Annotated in this window: 21 protein-coding genes; 10 read left to right on the forward strand and 11 right to left on the reverse strand. The window is 59.8% G+C overall.

The genetic code is table 11. The features are described from left to right. Positions 1–191 precede the first annotated feature (191 nt). From fabA to ACIPZE_RS17970, 3 genes are all read left to right on the forward strand, one after another. Positions 192–707, forward strand: coding sequence for a 3-hydroxyacyl-[acyl-carrier-protein] dehydratase FabA (fabA, locus tag ACIPZE_RS17960; protein WP_400774302.1), 516 nt, complete (start codon positions 192–194; stop codon positions 705–707). 11 nt (positions 708–718) lie between these two features. Continuing rightward, positions 719–1,939, forward strand: coding sequence for a beta-ketoacyl-ACP synthase I (gene fabB, locus ACIPZE_RS17965; protein WP_008087472.1), 1,221 nt, complete (start codon positions 719–721; stop codon positions 1,937–1,939). A gap of 437 nt (positions 1,940–2,376) precedes the next feature. Beyond that, positions 2,377–2,565 (forward strand): hypothetical protein, encoded by a 189-nt coding sequence (locus ACIPZE_RS17970; protein WP_007917473.1) that lies wholly within the window; start codon positions 2,377–2,379, stop codon positions 2,563–2,565. Positions 2,566–2,632: 67 nt separating this feature from the next. On the opposite strand, the gene ACIPZE_RS17975 is transcribed toward ACIPZE_RS17970, so the two are convergent. The 8 genes from ACIPZE_RS17975 to ACIPZE_RS18010 all read right to left on the reverse strand — a co-directional run bounded on the left by ACIPZE_RS17975 (position 2,633) and on the right by ACIPZE_RS18010 (position 12,372). Then, on the reverse strand, positions 2,633–3,580 hold the full coding sequence (locus ACIPZE_RS17975; RefSeq protein WP_400774306.1) for a hypothetical protein: 948 nt from the start codon (positions 3,578–3,580) through the stop codon (positions 2,633–2,635). A 230-nt stretch (positions 3,581–3,810) separates the two neighbouring features. Beyond that, on the reverse strand, positions 3,811–4,353 hold the full coding sequence (locus ACIPZE_RS17980) for a DUF2058 domain-containing protein (RefSeq protein WP_129395073.1): 543 nt from the start codon (positions 4,351–4,353) through the stop codon (positions 3,811–3,813). 25 nt (positions 4,354–4,378) lie between these two features. After that, a complete protein-coding gene (gene mazG / locus ACIPZE_RS17985) occupies positions 4,379–5,212 on the reverse strand; it encodes a nucleoside triphosphate pyrophosphohydrolase (RefSeq protein ID WP_400774309.1) in 834 nt (277 codons plus the stop codon). A 147-nt stretch (positions 5,213–5,359) separates the two neighbouring features. Continuing rightward, on the reverse strand, positions 5,360–7,603 hold the full coding sequence (gene relA / locus ACIPZE_RS17990; protein ID WP_129395074.1) for a GTP diphosphokinase: 2,244 nt from the start codon (positions 7,601–7,603) through the stop codon (positions 5,360–5,362). Between the two features lie 101 nt (positions 7,604–7,704). After that, complete coding sequence (gene rlmD, locus ACIPZE_RS17995; protein ID WP_400774311.1) at positions 7,705–9,081, reverse strand: 23S rRNA (uracil(1939)-C(5))-methyltransferase RlmD; 1,377 nt, start codon at positions 9,079–9,081, stop codon at positions 7,705–7,707. Beyond that, positions 9,081–9,983, reverse strand: coding sequence for a cysteine synthase CysM (gene cysM / locus ACIPZE_RS18000; protein ID WP_026000780.1), 903 nt, complete (start codon positions 9,981–9,983; stop codon positions 9,081–9,083). The genes rlmD and cysM overlap by 1 nt, the downstream gene beginning before the upstream one ends. Before the next feature lie 255 nt (positions 9,984–10,238). Further along, entirely contained in the window at positions 10,239–11,663 is a 1,425-nt protein-coding gene (locus ACIPZE_RS18005; protein ID WP_400774313.1) for a histidine kinase sensor domain-containing protein, read from the reverse strand. Beyond that, positions 11,650–12,372 carry a response regulator transcription factor gene (locus ACIPZE_RS18010; protein ID WP_400774315.1) on the reverse strand — a complete coding sequence of 241 codons (723 nt, stop codon included), beginning with the start codon at positions 12,370–12,372 and terminating at the stop codon, positions 11,650–11,652. Before ACIPZE_RS18010 ends, ACIPZE_RS18005 begins: the two co-directional genes overlap by 14 nt. 219 nt (positions 12,373–12,591) lie before the next feature. Here ACIPZE_RS18010 and ACIPZE_RS18015 point away from each other — a divergent pair, with 219 nt between their 5' ends. Beyond that, a complete protein-coding gene (locus ACIPZE_RS18015; protein ID WP_400774368.1) occupies positions 12,592–15,345 on the forward strand; it encodes a response regulator in 2,754 nt (917 codons plus the stop codon). An 83-nt stretch (positions 15,346–15,428) separates the two neighbouring features. After that, positions 15,429–16,418 (forward strand): 2-hydroxyacid dehydrogenase, encoded by a 990-nt coding sequence (locus ACIPZE_RS18020; RefSeq protein ID WP_400774316.1) that lies wholly within the window; start codon positions 15,429–15,431, stop codon positions 16,416–16,418. Positions 16,419–16,430: 12 nt separating this feature from the next. Here ACIPZE_RS18020 and ACIPZE_RS18025 read toward each other — a convergent pair whose 3' ends face one another. Beyond that, positions 16,431–16,898, reverse strand: a complete 468-nt coding sequence (locus ACIPZE_RS18025; RefSeq protein WP_400774319.1) for a hypothetical protein — start codon at positions 16,896–16,898, stop codon at positions 16,431–16,433. Positions 16,899–17,031: 133 nt separating this feature from the next. Here ACIPZE_RS18025 and ACIPZE_RS18030 point away from each other — a divergent pair, with 133 nt between their 5' ends. Further along, positions 17,032–17,466 carry a hypothetical protein gene (locus ACIPZE_RS18030; protein WP_400774322.1) on the forward strand — a complete coding sequence of 145 codons (435 nt, stop codon included), beginning with the start codon at positions 17,032–17,034 and terminating at the stop codon, positions 17,464–17,466. Continuing rightward, the gene (locus tag ACIPZE_RS18035; protein ID WP_400774324.1) at positions 17,466–17,870 is read left to right on the forward strand and encodes an META domain-containing protein; all 405 of its coding nucleotides are present in this window, start codon (positions 17,466–17,468) and stop codon (positions 17,868–17,870) included. Before ACIPZE_RS18030 ends, ACIPZE_RS18035 begins: the two co-directional genes overlap by 1 nt. Before the next feature lie 95 nt (positions 17,871–17,965). On the opposite strand, the gene ACIPZE_RS18040 is transcribed toward ACIPZE_RS18035, so the two are convergent. Next, positions 17,966–18,433: a TlpA disulfide reductase family protein gene (locus tag ACIPZE_RS18040; protein ID WP_400774327.1), complete on the reverse strand. Its 468-nt coding sequence runs from the start codon at positions 18,431–18,433 to the stop codon at positions 17,966–17,968. 113 nt (positions 18,434–18,546) lie between these two features. On the opposite strand from ACIPZE_RS18040, the gene arsC reads away from it, so the two are divergent. The 3 genes from arsC to ACIPZE_RS18055 are packed head-to-tail and all read left to right on the forward strand — an operon-like array spanning position 18,547 to position 19,921. Next, the gene (arsC, locus tag ACIPZE_RS18045) at positions 18,547–18,900 is read left to right on the forward strand and encodes an arsenate reductase (glutaredoxin) (RefSeq protein ID WP_283439143.1); all 354 of its coding nucleotides are present in this window, start codon (positions 18,547–18,549) and stop codon (positions 18,898–18,900) included. After that, positions 18,897–19,493 carry an NAD(P)H:quinone oxidoreductase gene (gene wrbA, locus ACIPZE_RS18050; protein WP_283439144.1) on the forward strand — a complete coding sequence of 199 codons (597 nt, stop codon included), beginning with the start codon at positions 18,897–18,899 and terminating at the stop codon, positions 19,491–19,493. Before arsC ends, wrbA begins: the two co-directional genes overlap by 4 nt. 2 nt (positions 19,494–19,495) lie before the next feature. Beyond that, positions 19,496–19,921, forward strand: a complete 426-nt coding sequence (locus ACIPZE_RS18055; RefSeq protein WP_283439145.1) for a DUF2069 domain-containing protein — start codon at positions 19,496–19,498, stop codon at positions 19,919–19,921. 85 nt (positions 19,922–20,006) lie between these two features. On the opposite strand, the gene ACIPZE_RS18060 is transcribed toward ACIPZE_RS18055, so the two are convergent. After that, positions 20,007–20,681 (reverse strand): DNA-3-methyladenine glycosylase I, encoded by a 675-nt coding sequence (locus ACIPZE_RS18060; RefSeq protein ID WP_400774332.1) that lies wholly within the window; start codon positions 20,679–20,681, stop codon positions 20,007–20,009. Positions 20,682–20,800: the final 119 nt, after the last annotated feature.

The raw sequence follows: 20,800 nt of genomic DNA on the forward strand, positions 1-20,800 counted from the left end.
GGCACCCGAACAAGCCTCAAAAGGGGCTTGAATAAAAATTTCAGTGCACAAGTGTACATTCATGTCCTTGGTGCTGTGACTTTCACCACAACGCAATAGTCTATGAGTAGGCTGCCGGTTCGAGGCATGAACGCGTCGATCGGTCGGGAAGATTTGCCCCACCTGCCGCATGGGATTATTGAGGAGCTCGCATGACCAAACAAAACTCCTTTACTCGGGAAGATCTGCTGCGCTGCAGTCGCGGTGAGCTGTTCGGCCCAGGTAACGCGCAACTGCCCGCCCCGAACATGCTGATGGTGGATCGCATCACCCATATCAGCGAAGAAGGTGGCAAGTACGGCAAAGGTGAATTGGTCGCCGAGCTGGATATCACCCCTGACCTGTGGTTCTTCGCCTGCCATTTCGAAGGCGATCCGGTGATGCCGGGCTGCCTGGGTCTGGATGCCATGTGGCAACTGGTTGGTTTCTTCCTGGGCTGGCAAGGCCTGCCGGGCCGTGGCCGTGCGCTGGGTTCGGGCGAAGTGAAATTCTTCGGTCAGGTGCTGCCGACCGCCAAGAAAGTCACCTACAACATTCAAATCAAGCGCGTCCTCAAGGGCAAGCTGAACCTGGCCATTGCCGACGGTTCGGTGTCTGTTGACGGTCGCGAAATCTACACCGCCGAAGGCCTTCGCGTCGGCGTGTTCACCTCCACTGACAACTTCTAAGGGTTATTCGCATGCGCCGCGTCGTTATCACTGGTCTGGGCATTGTTTCGTGCCTGGGCAATGACAAAGAGACCGTCTCCGCTAACCTGCGTGCAAGCCGCCCTGGCATCCGGTTCAACCCGGAATATGCTGAAATGGGTCTGCGTAGCCAGGTTTCCGGCTCCATCGACCTCAACCTTGAAGAGCTGATCGATCGCAAGATCTATCGCTTTGTCGGCCACGCAGCGGCTTACGCCTACCTGGCCATGAAAGACGCCATTGCTGACTCCGGCCTGACCGAAGAGCAAGTGTCCAACCCGCGTACCGGCCTTGTGGCTGGCTCCGGCGGTGCTTCCACGCTGAACCAGATGGAAGCGCTGGACATCCTGCGCGAGAAAGGCGTGAAACGCGTTGGCCCATACCGTGTAACGCGGACCATGAGCAGCACCGTTTCCGCTTGCCTGGCCACGCCATTCAAGATCAAGGGCCTGAACTACTCCATCGCTTCTGCCTGCGCCACCAGTGCTCACTGCATCGGTACCGCCATGGAACAGATCCAGATGGGCAAGCAGGACATCGTCTTCGCCGGTGGCGGTGAAGAAGAGCACTGGAGCCAGTCGTTCCTGTTCGACGCCATGGGCGCTCTGTCCAGCAAGCGTAACGACACCCCGGAACAGGCTTCCCGTGCCTACGACAAAGACCGTGACGGTTTCGTCATCGCTGGCGGTGGCGGCATGGTCGTGGTTGAAGAGCTGGAACATGCTCTGGCCCGTGGCGCCAAGATCTACGCCGAAATCGTTGGCTACGGCGCAACGTCCGATGGCTACGACATGGTTGCCCCAAGCGGCGAAGGCGCGATCCGCTGCATGCAGATGGCGATGTCCACCGTTGATACCCCGATCGACTACCTGAACACCCACGGCACCTCGACTCCGGTCGGCGACGTCGCGGAAATGAAAGGTGTGCGTGAAGTGTTCGGCGACAAGGCTCCAGCGATCAGCTCGACCAAAAGCCTGTCCGGTCACTCCCTGGGCGCTGCCGGCGTTCACGAAGCGATCTACTGCATGCTGATGATGGAAGGCAACTTCATTGCCGGTTCCGCCAACATCGACGAGCTGGACCCTGAAGTGGCCGATCTGCCGGTGCTGACCAAGACCCGCGAGAACGCCACCATCAACACCGTGATGAGCAACAGCTTCGGCTTCGGCGGCACCAACGCCACGCTGGTACTGAAGCGCTGGGAAGGCAAGTAATTCCCCCCGCTTGAGCCACACACAAAAACGCCCCGACTGGTTCGGGGCGTTTTTTTTCGCCTGCAGAAAACTCACGGCCGACACAAATCCCTTATGTAGGAGCTGCCGAAGGCTGCGATCTTGATCGTTGCCACGCTCTGCGTGGGAATGCAGCCCGTGACGCTCCGCGTCACTGGACGCGGAGCGTCCCTAGAGGCATTCCCACGCGGAGCGTGGGAACGATCAACAGGGGGATTGGGTGTTCTGGAGATGAAACTTCTGTCATGAAACTTAGCGGCCTGCGACCGAATGTCGCGGATTCCGTGGGCTGTAGCACTGTTGCGGTTTTCGCAAAAATACATTGCACAAACTGAGCGTTTACTTAGCAAGCTAACAAATAATATAAAAGAGTCCTGCACACGCCTTGCTGCAGATAACTTGAGATTTGGAGCTAGCAGATGACTGTAAAAGTAACTGAACGCGACGATTCACACATGTCCCACGAAGGCGTAGCCGCCGGTATCCGCATCTGGGATGTGCATCAGCAAGACTTGCTGGTCGGCATGTTTCATAACGAGATCGACGCCCACAACTACAAGGCCGAACTCGAAGTGCAAGAACAGCAGCGGGACTTGAAATCCGCCTGATCCACCACTTTTCATGGTTGCAGCCTGCTCACTCACAGGGTGACAGGCTGCAACAACATCATGATCATCACGCCACGCGAATAGCACTCAGATACAGGTCGTCGTCGATTTCAACCGACGCGACCGCATCGACGATCTTCCCGTCTTCAAGCTTGACCACCTCACATGCCCCCTCCCCCATGCCGTCATTCCTGATCGAGTACTGGACGGCGGTCGGGTGCCGCTTGCGAAAGTCAAAGGGCATGCCGCAAGCAATCAGAAAGTCGATCTTCACCTCGGGAATTTCAACTTCCTTGTCACGCTCCCGCTCTCTGAGCACCGCATAATCGAGGCACACGTTAATGCCGAACGGACATCCCGCAACCAGGCTATTGATAAACAGCCCGTCGTAACCGTCGAAGTAACTGTGTTCCGCGCTGACCGCACTGTAATCCTTGACCTTGATGACAAATTCATCAAACAGTCGGAAAAACCAGAAGCCATCTTCACTGCCAATATGCTGACCAAAATCGATGCCGGACACATAACGCTTCGGCCACATCGACATAAGCGGCATGTCGGCCTCATATTCCTTATTGGTAACGGTCAGCAGATAATTGATGACGTCATAATAACTTTCGTCACCCTCGCCGACTTTGATCAACGTCGCACAACTTCCCGCCAACAATACAATCTTGCCATAGCGTTCCCTGGGCATATCTTTCATTAATGACGAAACGTAAGCGGGCACTTTTTCCAGGTAGACGGTCGTTAGTTCATGCAATTCTTCCTCGCTGTCGACTTCGCGCCAAGGGATATTCCAGAAGAACTCTGGCAGAGTGAAGAAGAGACACTCCGCGCCAGCGTGATCAGCGGCTGCGGCCTTTGCTGCGATCCTGATTTTACGGCGTACGTACTCGACCCGCGCATCCAGTTCGCTGATCACGTAATCGGTAATCGACTGGCCAGGTGCCCGCAACTGAAAAAACTGCGGATTAAAAGTAGGTTGGCGCAACGAAGCAATGCTTAACAACATTAACAATATCCTTATTCATTTAATTTAACTCCATTTATTCTCCCCCACACAAAAATACTTATATAAAAGCGCAACGCACTGCGCATGAGCAGCGCAAAATTTCTACACTCAAAAAGTTAATTTCCGCCAAAAGAAAACCCGCCAATCGTATCGATACGAATCGGCGGGTTCAATATATAAAAATCTTCAAAGTACTAGCAAAAGTGTAAGCCGCTAGAACAATAAAGCGATTACCACATCAGATCATCAGGGATTTGATACGCCGCATACGGATCGTCTTCGGCGTTGACCTCTTCGGTCTGCACGTTGAGCTGGACGATGCGCTGCGGATCACGCTCCTGGATCTTCAGAGCCGCTTCACGCGGGATCACTTCGTAGCCGCCGGCATGGTGCACGATCGCCAGCGAACCGCTGCTGAGCTTGTTGCGCATCAGCGTGTTGACCGAGAGGCGCTTGACCTTCTTGTCGTCGACGAAGTTGTAGTAGTCCTCGGTCGTCAGCTTCGGCAGACGCGAGACCTCGATCAGTTGCTTGACCTGCGCCGCACGCGCCTTGGCATCCGCCTTCTCTTTCTGCTGGCGGTTCAGCTCCTGATCACGCTTGACCTTCTCGGCCATGGCTTCTTGAGCGGCGCGCTGTTGCGAGTCATCCAGTTCGACCTGACCTTTGTGGGCCAGGCGTTGCTGCTTCTGCTTGTCTTTGCTGACCTGCTTGGCCTGCTTTTGGTTGACCAGACCTGCTTTGAGCAACTGGTCGCGAAGGGAAATACTCATCGGGCTTACTCACTAGGGCAGTTGCTCAGCCGCAGCTGGGCGCATTCTTTTCCTGACGTTTGGCTTCGCCCCACAGGGCGTCCAACTCTTCGAGGGTGCAATCTTCTATGGGACGGTGGGTGTCGCGCAATGCCTGTTCGATAAAACGGAAACGTCTTTCAAACTTGCCGTTGGCGCCACGCAGTGCGGTTTCCGGATCAACCTTCAGATGCCGGGCCAGATTGACCACGGAAAACAGCAGGTCGCCGATCTCGTCAGCCACAGCGACCGGATCGTTTTCAGCCATCGCTTCGAGCACTTCATCGAGCTCTTCGCGCACCTTGTCGAGCACCGGCAAGGCGTGCGGCCAGTCGAAACCGACCTGCCCGGCACGCTTCTGCAACTTGGCTGAACGGGATAATGCCGGCAACGTTGCCGGCACATCATCGAGCAGTGACAGTTGCTCGGGCGCGGCGGATTTCTCCGCGCGCTCTTCGGCCTTGATCTCTTCCCAACGCTGCTTGACCTGTTCTTCGGTCAAGCGCGGTACATCCAGTGGCGCGTAAAGATCGCCAGTGGGGAACACGTGCGGATGACGACGGATCAGTTTGCGGGTGATGCTGTCGATCACCCCGGCAAATTCGAAGCGCCCTTCTTCCCGCGCCAGCTGGCTGTAATACACCACCTGGAACAGTAGATCACCGAGTTCACCCTGCAAATGATCGAAGTCGCCGCGCTCGATGGCATCGGCCACTTCGTAGGCTTCTTCGAGGGTGTGCGGGACGATGGTCGCGTAGGTTTGCTTGATGTCCCACGGGCAACCGAACTGCGGATCGCGCAGACGGTTCATCAGATGGAGCAGGTCTTCAAGGCTGTACATAAAAATCTCACTCAACCCTTTCTGCGATCTTGATCGTTCCCACGCTCTGCGTGGGAATGCAGCCCGTGACGCTCCGCGTCACTGGACGCAGAGCGTCCCTTGAGGCGTTCCCACGCGGAGCGTGGGAACGATCAATCGAAGTCATCTTCAAGGGGTACGGTTACGCCGCGTTTCGATGATGTTCGGCAACTGCGATATACGCCCGAGCAATCGCCCCAGTGCATCCAAACCCGGAATCTCGATGGTCAGGGACATCAGCGCGGTGTTGTCTTCCTTGTTCGAGCGGGTGTTGACCGCCAGCACGTTGATGCGCTCGTTGAGCAGCACCTGCGAGACATCACGCAGCAGACCGGAACGGTCGTAGGCGCGGATGACGATGTCGACCGGATAAGTGAGCACCGGCACCGGCCCCCAACTGACCTGAATGATCCGCTCCGGCTCACGCCCGCCCAGCTGCAGCACCGAGGCGCAGTCCTGACGGTGAATGCTCACGCCACGGCCCTGGGTGATGTAACCGACAATCGCGTCGCCCGGCAGTGGCTGGCAGCAGCCGGCCATCTGCGTCATCAGGTTGCCGACGCCCTGGATCTGAATGTCGCCGCGCTTGCCCGGTTTGTACCCCGTAGCCTTGCGCGGGATCAGTTCCAGCTGTTCGTTGCCGCGTTCCGGCTCGACCAGTTGCTGCGCGAGGTTGACCAGTTGCGCCAGACGCAAGTCGCCGGCACCGAGGGCGGCGAACATGTCCTCGGCGGTTTTCATGTTGGCCTTGTCGGCCAGCTTGTCGAAATCCACCGCCGGCAGACCGAGGCGCGTCAGTTCGCGTTCGATCAGGGTTTTACCGGCGGCAACGTTCTGGTCGCGCGCCTGCAACTTGAACCAGTGGACGATCTTCGCCCGCGCCCGCGAGGTGGTGACGTAACCGAGGTTCGAGTTCAGCCAGTCGCGGCTTGGCGTACCGTGCTTGCTGGTGATGATCTCGACCTGCTCACCGGTCTGCAGGCTGTAGTTGAGCGGCACGATGCGGCCGTTGATCTTCGCGCCACGGCAGTTGTGGCCGATCTCGGTGTGCACGCGGTAGGCGAAGTCCAGCGGCGTCGCGCCTTTCGGCAAGTCGATGGCGTGACCGTCGGGAGTGAAGATGTAGACCCGATCCGGCTCGATATCGACGCGCAGCTGTTCCGCCAGACCACCGATATCGCCCAGCTCTTCGTGCCACTCGAGGACCTGACGCAGCCAGGAGATTTTCTCTTCGTAGTGATTCGAACCGGATTTGACGTCGGTGCCCTTGTAGCGCCAGTGCGCGCAGACGCCGAGTTCGGCTTCTTCGTGCATCGAGTGCGTACGAATCTGCACCTCAAGCACTTTACCCTCAGGGCCGATTACCGCCGTGTGCAGCGAGCGGTAGCCGTTCTCTTTCGGGTTGGCGATGTAGTCGTCGAATTCTTTCGGGATGTGCCGCCACAGGGTGTGGACGATGCCCAGCGCGGTGTAGCAGTCGCGCATTTCCGGGACCAGCACGCGCACCGCACGCACGTCGTAGATCTGACTGAATTCCAGACCCTTGCGCTGCATTTTGCGCCAGATCGAATAGATGTGTTTGGCCCGGCCGCTGATGTCGGCATCAACCCCGGTGGCCTGCAATTCGTCCTTGAGCTGGGTCATCACGTCGGCGATGAACCGCTCACGATCGAGCCGTCGCTCGTGGAGCAACTTGGCGATCTGCTTGTATTGATCCGGCTCCAGGTAACGGAAGGACAAGTCCTCCAGTTCCCATTTGATATGACCGATGCCGAGCCGGTGCGCGAGCGGCGCATAGATGTCGAAGACTTCCCGGGCGACACGGTTACGCTTCTCGTCGTCAGCGGTTTTCACCGCACGGATCGCGCAGGTGCGTTCAGCGAGTTTGATCAGTGCGACACGCACGTCGTCGACCATCGCCACGAGCATCTTGCGCAGGTTCTCGACCTGCCCTTGCGTGCCCATGACCATCGACTGACGCGGGCTGAGGCTGTCACTGATAGCCGCCATGCGCTGCACGCCGTCGATCAGCTTGGCCACCACCGGACCGAAGCGCTGGCCGACGGCCGCGAGTTCGATCTGGCCCTCGCGTACGCCGCGATACAGAACCGCCGCGACCAGCGAATCCTGATCGAGCTTGAGGTCGGCGAGGATCTCGGCGATTTCCAGACCGGTACTGAAACTGCCCGAGCCTTCGGCCCACAGATTCTTCTTGGCATTGGACTGTTGTTCGGCCTCGCGAGCGAACTCGCAGGCTTCTTTCAAGGCTTCGCGATCCAGTGCCAGATCGACACTGACCGCGTGATCGAGCCAAGCCTCGAGATTGATACTGCCGTCAGTGTTGATCGGCTGGTGTGCTCTCACCTGTACCATCTTGCTTTACCTTCCCTACGACGCAGATTCAATGCGTCAAATCGCTGACCTTCAGTGTCCGTTTGCGCTCGCGGGGCTAATGCGAGCGCTGCGCGGACAGATCAGACGGATTCAGACGAGCCATCCTGGCTCGCTTCAAATAACGCCATGGCCTCGACATGTGCCGTCTGAGGAAACATATCGAGAATCCCGGCACGTTTTAACCGGTAGCCCTGCTTGATCAATTCGACCGTATCGCGCGCCAGCGTTGCCGGGTTGCACGACACATACACCAACCGCTTCGCGCCCAGGGTCGCGAGCTTGCGCACCACCTCGAAAGCACCGTCACGCGGTGGGTCCAAGAGTACCGCAGAAAAGCCGTTTCCGATCCATTGGGCATCGCTCAAAGGCTGGGATAAATCGGCTTGAAAAAACTTTGTGTTATGCAAATTGTTACTAGCGGCGTTGGCTGCGGCGCGCTCGACCATGGTCTGCACACCCTCGACCGCCACCACTTCGCGCACGGCTTTGGCCAACGGCAAAGCGAAGTTGCCCAAGCCGCAGAACAGATCCAGCACGCGCTCCTCGCTACGTGGTTTCAACCAGTCCAGCGCCTGCGCCACCATCGCTTCGTTGACGCCGGCGTTGACCTGGATAAAGTCGCCCGGCCGATACGCCAGATCGAGATCCCATTGCTCCAGGCGATAGCCCAGCGACTGGCTGGCATCGACCGGTTGCGGTTCGCCTTCGCCATGCAGCCACAATTGCGCTTCATGGAATTGGCAGAAGTCCTTGAGAATCGTCAGATCCGCTTCGGACAACGGCGCCATGTGCCGCAGCAACACCGCCAGCGACGAGCCGCTGAACAGCTCGACATGACCCAGCGCTTGCGGCTTGCTCAACCTACGGAGCATCTCCGGCAAACGGGTCATGATCGGTTGCAAGGGCTGTACCAGCACCGGGCATTCGCTGATCGCGACAATGTCCTGGCTGCCGGCCGCGCGGAAACCGACTTCGAGCTTCTTCGCCTTCATGTCCCAGCGCACCGCGATCCGCGCGCGACGGCGATAGCCGAACTCGGGGCCGGTCAGCGGCGCTGCCCACTCTTCAGGTTCGACACCGGCAACGCGCGACAATTGCTCGGCAAGCATGCGCTGTTTCAGGGCGAGTTGTTCGTCATGGGGCAAATGCTGAACGCTACAACCGCCGCAGCGGCCAGCGTGCTGACACGGTGCCGGGCGACGCAATTCGCTGGCCTTGAACACACGCTCGGTGCGCGCTTCGACCACTTTGCCGTGGGCGCCGAGCACCCGCGCTTCGACCTCCTCACCGGCAAGGGCGCCAAGGACGAACCAGGTTTTGCCTTCGAAAAACGCGATACCGCGACCGTCATTGGCCAGGCGCTCGATAGTCAAACGCTGCTTTTTGCCGGTCGGTATTTGCGGAGCCTTGCTGCCGCCGGTGGGCTGGAAGCGCAGGCCTCTCTCGTGCTTGGCCATCAGTTGGGCGCGTCGAAAATGCCGGTCGACAGATAACGGTCGCCACGGTCACAGATGATCGCGACGATCACCGCGTTCTCAACTTCTTTGGACAGGCGCAGCATCGCTGCCACCGCACCGCCCGAGGACACGCCACAGAAGATGCCTTCTTCGCGGGCCAGACGACGGGTGACGTCCTCGGCCTCGCTTTGTGCCATGTCGACGATGCGATCAACGCGGTCGGCCTGATAAATCTTCGGCAGGTATTCCTGCGGCCAGCGGCGGATACCGGGAATGGCCGAGCCTTCCATCGGTTGCAGACCGACGATCTGCACGCTGTCGCTCTGCTCTTTCAAGTAGCGCGAAACGCCCATGATGGTGCCGGTGGTGCCCATCGAACTGACGAAGTGAGTGATGGTGCCCTGGGTCTGACGCCAGATTTCCGGGCCGGTGGTGGTGTAGTGGGCTTCAGGATTGTCGCCATTGGCGAACTGATCGAGCACCTTGCCACGGCCTTCGGCTTCCATACGCTGCGCCAGATCGCGCGCGCCTTCCATGCCCTCTTCCTGGCTGACCAGAATCAACTCGGCACCGTAGGCGGTCATCGCCGCTTTGCGCTCGGCGCTGGAGTTGTCCGGCATGATCAGGATCATCTTGTAACCCTTGATCGCGGCAGCCATGGCCAGGGCGATCCCGGTGTTGCCCGAGGTCGCTTCGATCAGCGTATCGCCGGCATGGATCTGCCCGCGCAATTCGGCCCGGGTGATCATCGACAGCGCCGGCCGGTCCTTGACCGAACCCGCCGGGTTATTCCCTTCGAGCTTGAGCAATAGGGTGTTGCTGGTAGCACCGGGCAGGCGCTGCAAACGCACCAGCGGAGTGTTGCCGACGCAATCGGCGATGGTTGGGTACTGCAAGGTCATGGCGTATTCGCAATCCAGACGTGCGGGGGCGCCTATCATACCGGCAAACCCGCGCAGGCCATATCACGCAAAGTGCGGTGCTTATGGTTTATAGGAATAAGCAAACAAAAGTCGCGCCAGTGGTGCGACTTTTGATGTGTACCTTTGAAGTTCTATGTAATGCAGATGGCCTCTTCGCGAGCAAGCCCGCTCCCACAGGGGACGGTATCGCTCAAAAAAAAGTGTCAGCAGTGCTGACACTATTTTCAGTGTTGCTCACACGATCTGCGGTGTACGCAAATCCAATGTGGGAGCGGGCTCGCTCGCGAAAGCGTCTGTCGCTGCACCGCAATCCTCCGCCAATAACCGCAAATTCAGCCGCAACCCCGCCCCGCCATTCTCCGCCCAAATGCTCCCACCCTGGCGCTGCACGGCATTGCGCGCAATGCTCAGCCCCAAGCCAAACCCGCCGTCGCCAGGCCGCGAGCCGTCGAGACGGGTGAACGGCAAAAAGATTCGCTCCAGCTCCGTTTCCGCTACGCCGCCGCCCTGGTCTTCCAGCCACAGTTGCCAGTAATCACCATCGCGGCGCCCGTCGAGCCGGACGAAGCCGCCTTCCGGCGAATGACGAATGGCATTGCGCAAAATGTTTTCCAGCGCTTGCGCCAAAGTATTCAGATTGCCGCGCACCCAGCACGACGCTTCCACCGAGCACTGCAAGCGCTGGCTCGGCCAGCCGCTTTCGTAACAGGCATTGTCCGTAAGCATTTCCCACAGCGCCTGAACTTCGATCGCCTCGTCGGGAAGTGGCGTGCGGTCGGTGTCGAGCCAGGCCAGTTGCAGGGTTTCCTCGACCAACCGCTGCATGCCGTCGACTTCCCGGCCGATGCGCTCGCGCAATTGTGCCAGGCCTTGTTCACTTTCGCTGGCCACGCGCAAGCGGCTCAGCGGCGTGCGCAATTCGTGGGACAGGTCACGCAGTAATTGTTGTTGCAGGGCGACGGTCGATTGCAGGCGCTCGGACATCGAGTCGAACGCCCGGGCCAGTTCACCGAGTTCATCCGGGCGCTGGGTAATGCCGCTCGACAGCCGCACATTCAGTTGATCGGCGCGCCAGGCATTGGCCTGTTCGCGCAGGTTGTTCAACGGCACCACCAACAGACGATAGAGACCGACGCACAACAAAAACGTGAACAGCCCAGGAATCACCCCGTTGGTGATCACGCGCCAGAACAGGCGATATTTACCCGGCAAAAAACGCTCGGGCAATTCGATCACCAGACTGCCGGCGGAAGGATCTTTGGGGAACGGAATGCGCAACCACGGCCGTCCCTGTTTGTGAATCGGCCAATCGAGCCCGCGCAAAAAGGTCAGGTGCTGGATTTCCTGTTCGCTCAGCGGATCACTGCCCAGCGATTGCAAATTGCCGCCGATCACCCCAACCCAACTGGCTTCGCGCAACTCCATGCTCTGCAACCAGTCATCAATTCCATTGCGCCCACCGCGCTGCCATGCACGCTCGGCCTCGCCGGCATAACGCGCCAGCGTGCCGCGCGCCTCGTCGGAGAGGAACTGATTGCGCTCCTCCATATAACGGCCCCACGACCAGCTCAGCCAGATCATCAGCAGGCAGAACGCGACCAGCAAACAGGCGAGTTTCCAGAACAGCGAATGCCGCCCCGGCAGTTCAGACAGTTTCATCGGCAGCGCTCAAGACGTAGCCCTTGCCCCACACCGTGCGCACTTCCCGCTCGGTGTAACCGATGGCTTTGAGTTTGCGGCGAATCTGGCTGATGTGCATGTCGAGGCTGCGATCATGCGCGGCATAACCGCGTTGCAGGACATGCTGATAAAGGAAGGCTTTGCTTAGCACTTCCTCGTCATTGCGATTGAGCGTTTCCAGCAGACGGAATTCGCTGCGAGTCAGCCCGGCCGATAGATCGCGAAAGAATACGTCGCACTGTTCATCGTCGAAGCGCAGCGTGCCTGTCGCCACAGTCGGGGCAGTGGCAGACGGCCGACGATCAAGCGCCACTCGCCGCAGGATCGCTTCGATGCGCACGTGCAGTTCAGCCATGCTGAACGGCTTGGGCAGATAATCGTCGGCGCCAAGGCGGAAGCCGCTGATGCGATCCGCCTCGGCGCCGAGGGCCGACATCAGCAGCACCGGCGTTGAATGACTCTGCCGCAACTGCGTCAATACGTTCAAACCGTCCATGCCCGGCAACAGAATATCCATCAGCACTACATCGAACGGCTGGCGCCTGGCGATGCTCAGGCCTTCCTGACCGTTCTGGCACCAGGTCACCTGAAACCCGCTGCGACCAAGATGCTCGTGCACATAGGCGCCGAGCACCGGATCGTCTTCGATGGAAAGTATGTGTGGCTGGCCAGCGGAAACAGGAGTCATGAGTATCTGCAAGTAATTCTCAGTTGAGAGTGATTATTCAAGATTGCCGGGCATCGGGCAACCCAAGGTTGACCCAACAGACAAACGCACACCTGCGCCCTGACCCACCGCGAGCGCATTTTTCCGGAGATTGCCCGCGAGCAAATCGCTACACTGCGCCAATGTCGCGTGCCGGATGCACGTATGAGTCAACAGTTCAGCGGGATGCAGGAGATAGGTGTGCTCAAGAAACTGGGAATCAAAGGTCGTGTGTTATTGCTGACCTTGTTGCCGACCAGCCTGATGGCGCTGGTGCTGGGTGGATATTTCACCTGGGCGCAACAGTCCGACTTGCAGACCCAGTTGATGCAGCGCGGCGAAATGATCGCTGAGCAACTGGCGCCGCTGGTGGCGCCTGCGATGGGCCATGGCAACAATGAGCTGCTCGAACGCATCGCCACGCAATCCCTCGAACAACCGGACGTGCGCGCCGTCACGTTTCTTGCGCCGGATCGCTCGCCGCTGGCCCACGCCGGCCCGACCATGCTCAATCAGGCACCGAGTGGCGACAGCGCGCGATTGCAACGGCGCAGCGGCAATGACGCGACTCGCTACCTGATGCCGGTGTTCGGCAAGCACCGCAATCTTGCCGGTGAACTGATCCCGGAAGAATCCGATCGCCTGCTCGGCTGGGTCGAACTGGAGCTGTCGCACAACGGCATGTTGCTGCGCGGTTACCGCAGCCTGTTTGCCAGCCTGTTGCTGATCGCCGCTGGTCTTGCCGGGGCGGCGTTGCTCGCGTTACGCATGGGCCGCACCATCAACCGCCCGCTGAGCCAGATCAAACAAGCCGTCGCGCAACTCAAGGACGGCCACCTCGAAACCCGTCTGCCGCCGCTCGGCAGCCAGGAGCTGGATGAGCTGGCGTCGGGCATCAACCGCATGGCCGGAACGTTGCAGAACGCTCGCGAAGAACTGCAGCACAGCGTCGATCAGGCCACCGAAGACGTCCGGCAGAATCTGGAAACCATCGAGATCCAGAACATCGAACTGGACCTGGCGCGCAAAGAGGCGCTGGAAGCCAGCCGGATCAAATCCGAATTCCTCGCCAACATGAGCCACGAGATCCGTACGCCGCTCAACGGCATTCTCGGTTTCACCCATCTCTTGCAGAAAAGCGAGCTGACCCCGCGCCAGCTCGACTATCTGGGCACCATCGAAAAGTCCGCCGACAGTTTGTTGGGGATCATCAACGAGATCCTCGACTTCTCGAAAATCGAGGCCGGTAAATTGGTGCTCGACCATATTCCGTTCAACCTGCGTGATTTGCTGCAGGACACCCTGACCATTCTTGCGCCCGCCGCGCACGCCAAACAGCTGGAACTGGTCAGCCTGGTCTATCGCGACACGCCGCTGTCGCTGGTCGGTGATCCGCTGCGCCTCAAGCAGATCCTCACCAACCTGGTCAGCAACGCGATCAAGTTCACCCGCGAAGGCACCATCGTTGCCCGCGCGATGCTCGAAGAAGACCACGAAGACAGCGTGCAATTGCGCATCAGCATTCAGGACACCGGCATCGGTCTGTCCAGTCAGGATGTCCGCGCGTTGTTCCAGGCTTTCAGTCAGGCCGATAATTCGTTATCGCGCCAACCGGGTGGCACCGGCCTCGGGTTGGTGATTTCCAAGCGCCTGATCGAGCAGATGGGCGGCGAAATCGGCGTCGACAGCACGCCGGGCGAGGGCTCCGAATTCTGGATCAGCCTGAGCCTGCCGAAGACCCGCGACGATGCCGAAGACCTGCCTTCGGCGCCGCTGCTCGGACGCCGCGTGGCGGTGCTGGAAAACCACGAACTGGCGCGCCAGGCCTTGCAGCATCAACTGGAAGACTGCGGCCTCGACGTCACCACCTTCAACACCCTCGAAAGCCTGACCAACGGCGTCACCGCTGCGCATCAGACCGATCAGGCGATTGATCTGGCGGTGCTTGGCATCACCAGCAACGACATGCTCCCGGAACGTTTGAACCAGCACATCTGGGACCTCGAACACCTCGGCTGCAAAGTGCTGGTGCTGTGCCCGACCACCGAGCAGACGCTGTTCCATCTGTCGGTGCCGAACCCGCACAGCCAGCTCCAGGCCAAACCGGCGTGCACGCGCAAATTGCGCCGCGCGCTGTCGGATCTGGCCAACCCGCGCCAGCCGCGCAATGAGCCCGGCGAACCGCTGTCGAGCCGTGCACCGAAAGTACTTTGCGTCGACGACAACCCGGCCAACCTGCTGCTGGTGCAAACCCTGCTCGAAGACATGGGCGCCAAGGTTCTCGCCGTGGAAAGCGGTTACGCCGCCGTCAAAGCGGTGCAGAGCGAATCTTTCGATCTGGTGCTGATGGACGTGCAGATGCCGGGCATGGACGGCCGCCAGAGCACCGAAACCATCCGCCAGTGGGAAAGCGAACGACATTGCACACCGCTGCCGATTGTCGCCCTCACCGCCCACGCCATGGCCAACGAAAAACGCGCGCTGCTGCAAAGCGGCATGGACGATTACCTGACCAAGCCGATCAGTGAACGGCAACTGGCGCAGGTGGTGCTGAAGTGGACCGGGCTGGCCCTGCGCAATCAAGGCCCGGAGCGCAGCAGCGACAGCGCCTTGGGCAATCATGAATTGCCGGTGCTCGATCACGAAGAAGGTTTGCGTCTTGCTGCCGGCAAGGCCGATCTGGCGGCGGACATGCTGGCGATGCTGCTCGCCTCCCTGGAAGCCGATCGCGAAGCCATCCGCACGGCACGCGACAATCACGACCAGAATGCCCTGCTCGAACGCGTTCATCGCCTGCACGGCGCGACACGTTACTGTGGCGTGCCGCAGTTGCGCGCCGCCTGCCAACGCAGTGAAACCCTGCTCAAACAGGATGATCCGAAAGCGTTGATGGCGCTCGACGAACTGGAGCGGGCAATCAATCGTCTGGCCACGCAGGCGAAGATCAGCGCCTGATCCACGGCAATGCCGGCAACGCTGCCGGACGCTACAGTTGTCGCGGGTGATGGGTGCCCGCGTCGATGCTCCAGGAGGATTTCATGCGCACGATCGTTTTCAGCAGCCAGACCTACGACCGCGACAGCTTCCTCGGCGCCGCTTGCCCGGCCGGGATCGAACTGCATTTCCAGCCCGCTCGGCTCAGTCTTGACACCGCCGCGCTGGCCGACGGTCATGCAGTGGTTTGCGCGTTTATCAATGATGACCTCAGCGCGCCGGTGCTGGAACGCCTGGCCGCTGGCGGCACGCGCCTGATCGCCCTGCGTTCGGCGGGTTACAACCATGTTGATCTGATCGCGGCAAAACGCCTGGGGCTGGGAGTCGTGCGCGTCCCGGCCTACTCGCCGCATGCCGTGGCCGAACATGCTGTCGCGCTGATTCTGGCGCTCAATCGCCGTTTGCATCGCGCCTATAACCGCACCCGCGAAGGCGACTTCAGCCTGCACGGTCTGACTGGATTCGATCTGGTCGGGAAAACCGTCGGCATCGTCGGCACCGGGCAGATCGGCGCGACGTTCGCCAAAATCATGCACGGCTTTGGCTGCCAGTTGCTCGCTTACGATCCGTATCCGAACCCGGATGTCGTGGCCTTGGGCGCGCGTTATCTGAGCCTGCCCGAACTGCTCGCGCAATCGCGCATCATCAGCTTGCACTGCCCGCTCAACGAGCACAGTAAGCATTTGATCAACCGCGATTCGCTGGCGCACATGCAGCCGGGAGCGATGCTGATCAACACCGGGCGCGGTGGTCTGGTCGACACGCCGGCGCTGATCGATGCGCTGAAAGAGGGACAACTCGGTTATCTGGGACTGGATGTCTACGAGGAGGAGGCGCAGCTGTTTTTCGAGGATCGCTCCGACCTGCCGTTGCAGGACGATGTGCTGGCGCGCTTGCTGACTTTTCCTAACGTGATCATCACTGCGCATCAGGCCTTTCTGACCCATGAAGCATTGGGCGCGATTGCCGCGACCACCCTGCACAACATCGCGACCTGGGCGGCAGGTGCGCCGCAGAACCAGGTCGAGGGCTGATCGCCAGACGGTTTACTTTGGTGACAGCGTCGACGCGAGGATCAACAGCGCCAGCCAGCCAAAGCCGAAAAAGCGCTGCTTCATCGAGTGACCGCTGCGCAGCAGAAACCAGACGAACATCATCGGCAACAGAAACACCATGATCTTCAGCCAGCCCTCTACCGGGCGGCTGCCATCGGCGTTGGCCTGCGCTTGAAACGCTGGTGCCGGTTGCTCGGTTGCCTGCCGGCGCCGACGCCCCACCGCTGCCGGCATGACTTTCGGCAGAGGCTCCGGCGCAGGGGCTGGCGCCACGGCCTCGGGGACTGACTTGTTGCGCGGCAGGCTGCCGAAAGAAATCGTCGAAGACTGAGCCGTTGCCGGTGCCGCGAATTTCTTTGCGTGAGCGATATGCTCGGCCATCGGCGCCCCACAATGAATGCACACCAAGGCTTCGGAGCTGATGCTCCGCTTGCATTCATAACATTCGATCAGCGCCATGTTCCGTTCCTTCAGAGTCGAGGCCGGCAGTTTGCCATGAGCGCCTGTCGATTTGAACCGGATCGAAGGTCGCAAGCGCGCATCATCCTGCAATCGAGCCCGTGCTAGCATGTCGCGCATATTTGGAGGACCCATGGTCGAACACGATTTCCGCTACACCCTGATGAACCCGCAACACACCCTCACCGAATGCCGCGCCCTCGTTCCGGGCCGCTATCAGGTCACCGGCAACGGTGGTTCGATTCGCATCGGTGACGCCCTGCTGGTGACCCTTAAAGGCAGCAAGGACTTGTCCATGCGCCTGACCGTCGAAACCGTCCGCCACCTGATCAACCCGCCGGGCCAATGGACCGCGATGACCACCGGCCCGGTATTCGGCGAACTGGCGATCCACACCTGGCAGGTCAACTGCGACAGCTGCGCCAAAGAGCTGAGCTTTGAATTTGCGGTCGATGCCAAACTGGGCAAAACCGCAGAAAAACCGGCGGCCACTGCGCGCATCGCCGAACTGGGCTGGAACACACTTGGCGACAAGCACCTGTGCCCGAAATGCCAGGAGCCGGCATGATGAAACGCCTTGCCCTGACCGCTTTGGTCAGTGTCGGTCTGGTCGGTTGCGTGGCGGAGCCTGTGCAACTGCAACAGAACCGCAGCTACATTCTGGAGTGGATTGGCGAACGGCCATTGATGGATTACAGCCATCTGACCGTGACCCTCGGCGATGATGGTCGCGCCTACGGCAACGGCGGCTGCAACCACTGGTTCGCGCCGTATACGCTGGACGGTGACAAACTGACCTTCGGCAAGATCGGCAAGACCCGCAAGCTCTGTGCACCAGCGCTGATGGAACAGGAACAACGCTTTCTGCAGGCGCTGGAACATGTCGAGCGCTGGGACATCTCGCCGATCGAGCAGATGCGCTTCTGGCCGGCTGAAGGCAAGCCGCTGCGCTGGTGGCTGGAAGAGGGTTGAACCGCAAAAGATCGCAGCCTTCGGCAGCTCCTACATGGATCGTGTATACCCTGTAGGAGCTGCCGAAGGCTGCGATCTTTTCTTCCACTAACGACCTATTGGGCCGCCTGCAACGCTTCGAGTTTGGCCAGCACTCCCGCCGCCGTCTGTTCGCCCATCAACTGTTCACGCACCTTGCCCTTGTTGTCGATGATGTAGGTCACCGGCAAGGCCTCACTGCGCGGCACGTCAAACAACTCCGCAGGATCCTGCGCCAGCACGGTGAACTTGATGCCGAGTTTTTCGCTGGCCTCCTTCAGTTCCGCACCCTGCACGTTGTCGAAATTGACCCCGAACACCCCGACATTCTTGCTCTTCAGCTCATCCGCCAGATGGTTAAGCTCGGGAATTTCCGTGCGGCACGGGCCACACCATTCGGCCCAGTAGTTGAGCACCACCCATTGCTTGTCCAGACGCTCGGACGCCACTTTCTGGCCGTTCTGGTCGATCCCGTAATCGTTGCCGCAGCCCCCCAGCATCAACGCCCCGATAATCGTCAATGCCGCTGCCAATCGCCGTGTCATGTCGTGTCCCTTGTGAAAATTTGAAAGCGCCTGCGACCCATCGCCTCTGACGGTTCTGGATTGCGCGCTGCACAGTTAGAATAGCCGCCACTTTACGCCAGAAGCGACCCGCCATGACCGATCTGACGCTTTATCACAATCCGCGCTGCTCGAAATCCCGCGGTGCGCTGGAACTTCTTGAAGCCCGCGGCCTGACGCCAAACGTCGTGCGTTACCTCGAAACCCCGCTGAATGCAGCGCAAATCAAGGTCCTGCTGGGCAAACTCGGGATCAGCGCGCGCCAGTTGCTGCGCACTGGAGAAGATGAATACAAAATGCTTCAGCTGGCTGACGACAGCCTCAGCGAAGCGCAATTGATCGACGCCATCGCCGCGCATCCAAAACTGATGGAGCGACCGATTCTCGAAGTCGGCGACAAAGCCGTGATCGGTCGTCCGCCGGAAAATATCCTGGAGTTGCTGCCGTGAGCGCGCCGTACATTCTGGTGCTGTATTACAGCCGCAGCGGCTCGACCAACGAGATGGCGCGGCAGATTGCGCGCGGCGTCGAACAGGCCGGCCTCGAAGCGCGCCTGCGCACCGTACCGGCGATCTCCACCGAGTGCGAAGCGGTAGCGCCAGAGATTCCGGATGAAGGCGCCTTGTACGCCACCCTCGATGACCTGAAGAACTGCGCCGGCCTGGCACTCGGCAGCCCGACACGTTTCGGCAACATGGCGGCGCCGCTGAAATACTTTCTCGATGGCACCAGCAACCTGTGGCTGACCGGCGCTCTGGTCGGCAAACCGGCCGGCGTGTTCACTTCCACCGCCAGCCTGCACGGCGGCCAGGAAACCACTCTGCTGTCGATGATGCTGCCGCTGCTGCACCACGGCATGCTGATCACCGGCCTGCCCTACAGCGAATCGGCGCTGCTGGAAACCCAGGGTGGCGGCACGCCTTATGGCGCCAGTCATCACGCCGGGGCTGACGGTAAAAAAGGTCTGGATCAGCACGAAGTGGCGCTGTGTCGCGCCCTCGGCCTGCGCTTGGCCAAGACTGCGCAAAAACTGGAGGGCTGACAGTGGCGAAGAAGCCGAAGATTTTGCCTTCCGTCGAATGGCTGGCGCCACGCGTCAAGGCCATGCGGGTAATCAGCCTGCTGAGTTTTTTCGCCTTGGCCGGTTTGCTCGCCGCTTATTACCTGGTCTTCGCCGACCTGCACGGCGCGCGGCCGTGGGTGATTCTGCTGGTCGAACTGATCCCGTGGATTGTCCTCGCCCCGGCGATGATCATGGGCAGCGCGCGCGGGCATTCGTGGATGTGTTTTGTGGTGAATCTGTACTTCATCAAAGGCGCACTGGCGGCGTATGACCCGAATCGGCAGTTGTTTGGGGTGCTGGAGATGGTCGCGAGTCTGGCGGTGTTCTGCTCGGCGCTGTTGTATGTGCGGTGGCGGTATCAGTTGAATCGCAAATTGGCTGGCGAGGGCGAAATCGCCGTCGCCTGATGGAAAAGATCGCAGCCTTCGGCAGCTCCTACATTTGGAATGCATTCCCCTGTAGGAGCTGCCGAAGGCTGCGATCTTTTGCTATTCAATGGTTGACGGTGTACGCGAGCATCATCGAAATCTGGCTCATCGCCCGCCCGCCGCTTTGTTCATGCCACTGGTTGAACACGTCCTGCACAATCGCCAGATCACGCTGGCTGGTCGGCACCTTGTCGACGATCTTCTGCGCATTCAGCGCCGCGACCACGTCGTAGCTCGGCACGAATGTGTCCTTGCCGACCATGCGCAAAAAGCGTGGTGCCGACAGCCCGCCGAGTTGATGGCCGTGCTTTTTCAGGTAGGTCCACAAACCGACGATATCGGTCACCGGCCAGTCAGCAATCAGCGCGCCGAAACTGCCTTTGTCCTTCTCGACATCGAGAATGAACTGCGCATTGCGCGGCACACTCTTGAGCTTGCCCAGATGACGGATGATCCGTGCGTCCTGCATCAGGCGTTCGAGATGCTCGGCACTCATCAGCACGACTTTTTCCGGATCGAACTTGAAGAACACTTCTTCGAAGGCCGGCCACTTGGCGTCGACCAGACTGTGCTTGAGGCCGGCACGAAACACGCGCAGGGCAATGGTCGAGAGGTAGCGGTCGTCGCTGATCTTGCGCAGTTGTGCCGGAGTCTTGGGAACGGGCAGATGGGCTTCCAGTTCAGCTGCCGAACCGAAGCGGTTCAGACAGTATTCGTGCAGCCACTTGTAATCGCGCATGCCCTCTCCTATTGAATGAAGCGAAGAAACCAATGTGGGAGCGAGCCTGCTCGCGAAAGCGGTGTGTCATTCAACTGATTTGTTGACTGATACTCCCTCTTCGCGAGCAGGCTCGCTCC

Source organism: Pseudomonas sp. NPDC089741 (assembly GCF_044748825.1).
Classification (GTDB): Bacteria; Pseudomonadota; Gammaproteobacteria; order Pseudomonadales; family Pseudomonadaceae; genus Aquipseudomonas; species Aquipseudomonas helmanticensis.

Coding starts and splice junctions, on each gene's coding strand:
- fabA (WP_400774302.1), top strand. CDS start 192: ATGACCAAACAAAACTCCTTTACTCGGGAAGATCTGCTGCGCTGCAGT.
- fabB (WP_008087472.1), top strand. CDS start 719: ATGCGCCGCGTCGTTATCACTGGTCTGGGCATTGTTTCGTGCCTGGGC.
- ACIPZE_RS17970 (WP_007917473.1), top strand. CDS start 2,377: ATGACTGTAAAAGTAACTGAACGCGACGATTCACACATGTCCCACGAA.
- ACIPZE_RS17975 (WP_400774306.1), bottom strand. CDS start 3,580: ATGTTGTTAAGCATTGCTTCGTTGCGCCAACCTACTTTTAATCCGCAG.
- ACIPZE_RS17980 (WP_129395073.1), bottom strand. CDS start 4,353: ATGAGTATTTCCCTTCGCGACCAGTTGCTCAAAGCAGGTCTGGTCAAC.
- mazG (WP_400774309.1), bottom strand. CDS start 5,212: ATGTACAGCCTTGAAGACCTGCTCCATCTGATGAACCGTCTGCGCGAT.
- relA (WP_129395074.1), bottom strand. CDS start 7,603: ATGGTACAGGTGAGAGCACACCAGCCGATCAACACTGACGGCAGTATC.
- rlmD (WP_400774311.1), bottom strand. CDS start 9,081: ATGGCCAAGCACGAGAGAGGCCTGCGCTTCCAGCCCACCGGCGGCAGC.
- cysM (WP_026000780.1), bottom strand. CDS start 9,983: ATGACCTTGCAGTACCCAACCATCGCCGATTGCGTCGGCAACACTCCG.
- ACIPZE_RS18005 (WP_400774313.1), bottom strand. CDS start 11,663: ATGAAACTGTCTGAACTGCCGGGGCGGCATTCGCTGTTCTGGAAACTC.
- ACIPZE_RS18010 (WP_400774315.1), bottom strand. CDS start 12,372: ATGACTCCTGTTTCCGCTGGCCAGCCACACATACTTTCCATCGAAGAC.
- ACIPZE_RS18020 (WP_400774316.1), top strand. CDS start 15,429: ATGCGCACGATCGTTTTCAGCAGCCAGACCTACGACCGCGACAGCTTC.
- ACIPZE_RS18025 (WP_400774319.1), bottom strand. CDS start 16,898: ATGGCGCTGATCGAATGTTATGAATGCAAGCGGAGCATCAGCTCCGAA.
- ACIPZE_RS18030 (WP_400774322.1), top strand. CDS start 17,032: ATGGTCGAACACGATTTCCGCTACACCCTGATGAACCCGCAACACACC.
- ACIPZE_RS18035 (WP_400774324.1), top strand. CDS start 17,466: ATGAAACGCCTTGCCCTGACCGCTTTGGTCAGTGTCGGTCTGGTCGGT.
- ACIPZE_RS18040 (WP_400774327.1), bottom strand. CDS start 18,433: ATGACACGGCGATTGGCAGCGGCATTGACGATTATCGGGGCGTTGATG.
- arsC (WP_283439143.1), top strand. CDS start 18,547: ATGACCGATCTGACGCTTTATCACAATCCGCGCTGCTCGAAATCCCGC.
- ACIPZE_RS18060 (WP_400774332.1), bottom strand. CDS start 20,681: ATGCGCGATTACAAGTGGCTGCACGAATACTGTCTGAACCGCTTCGGT.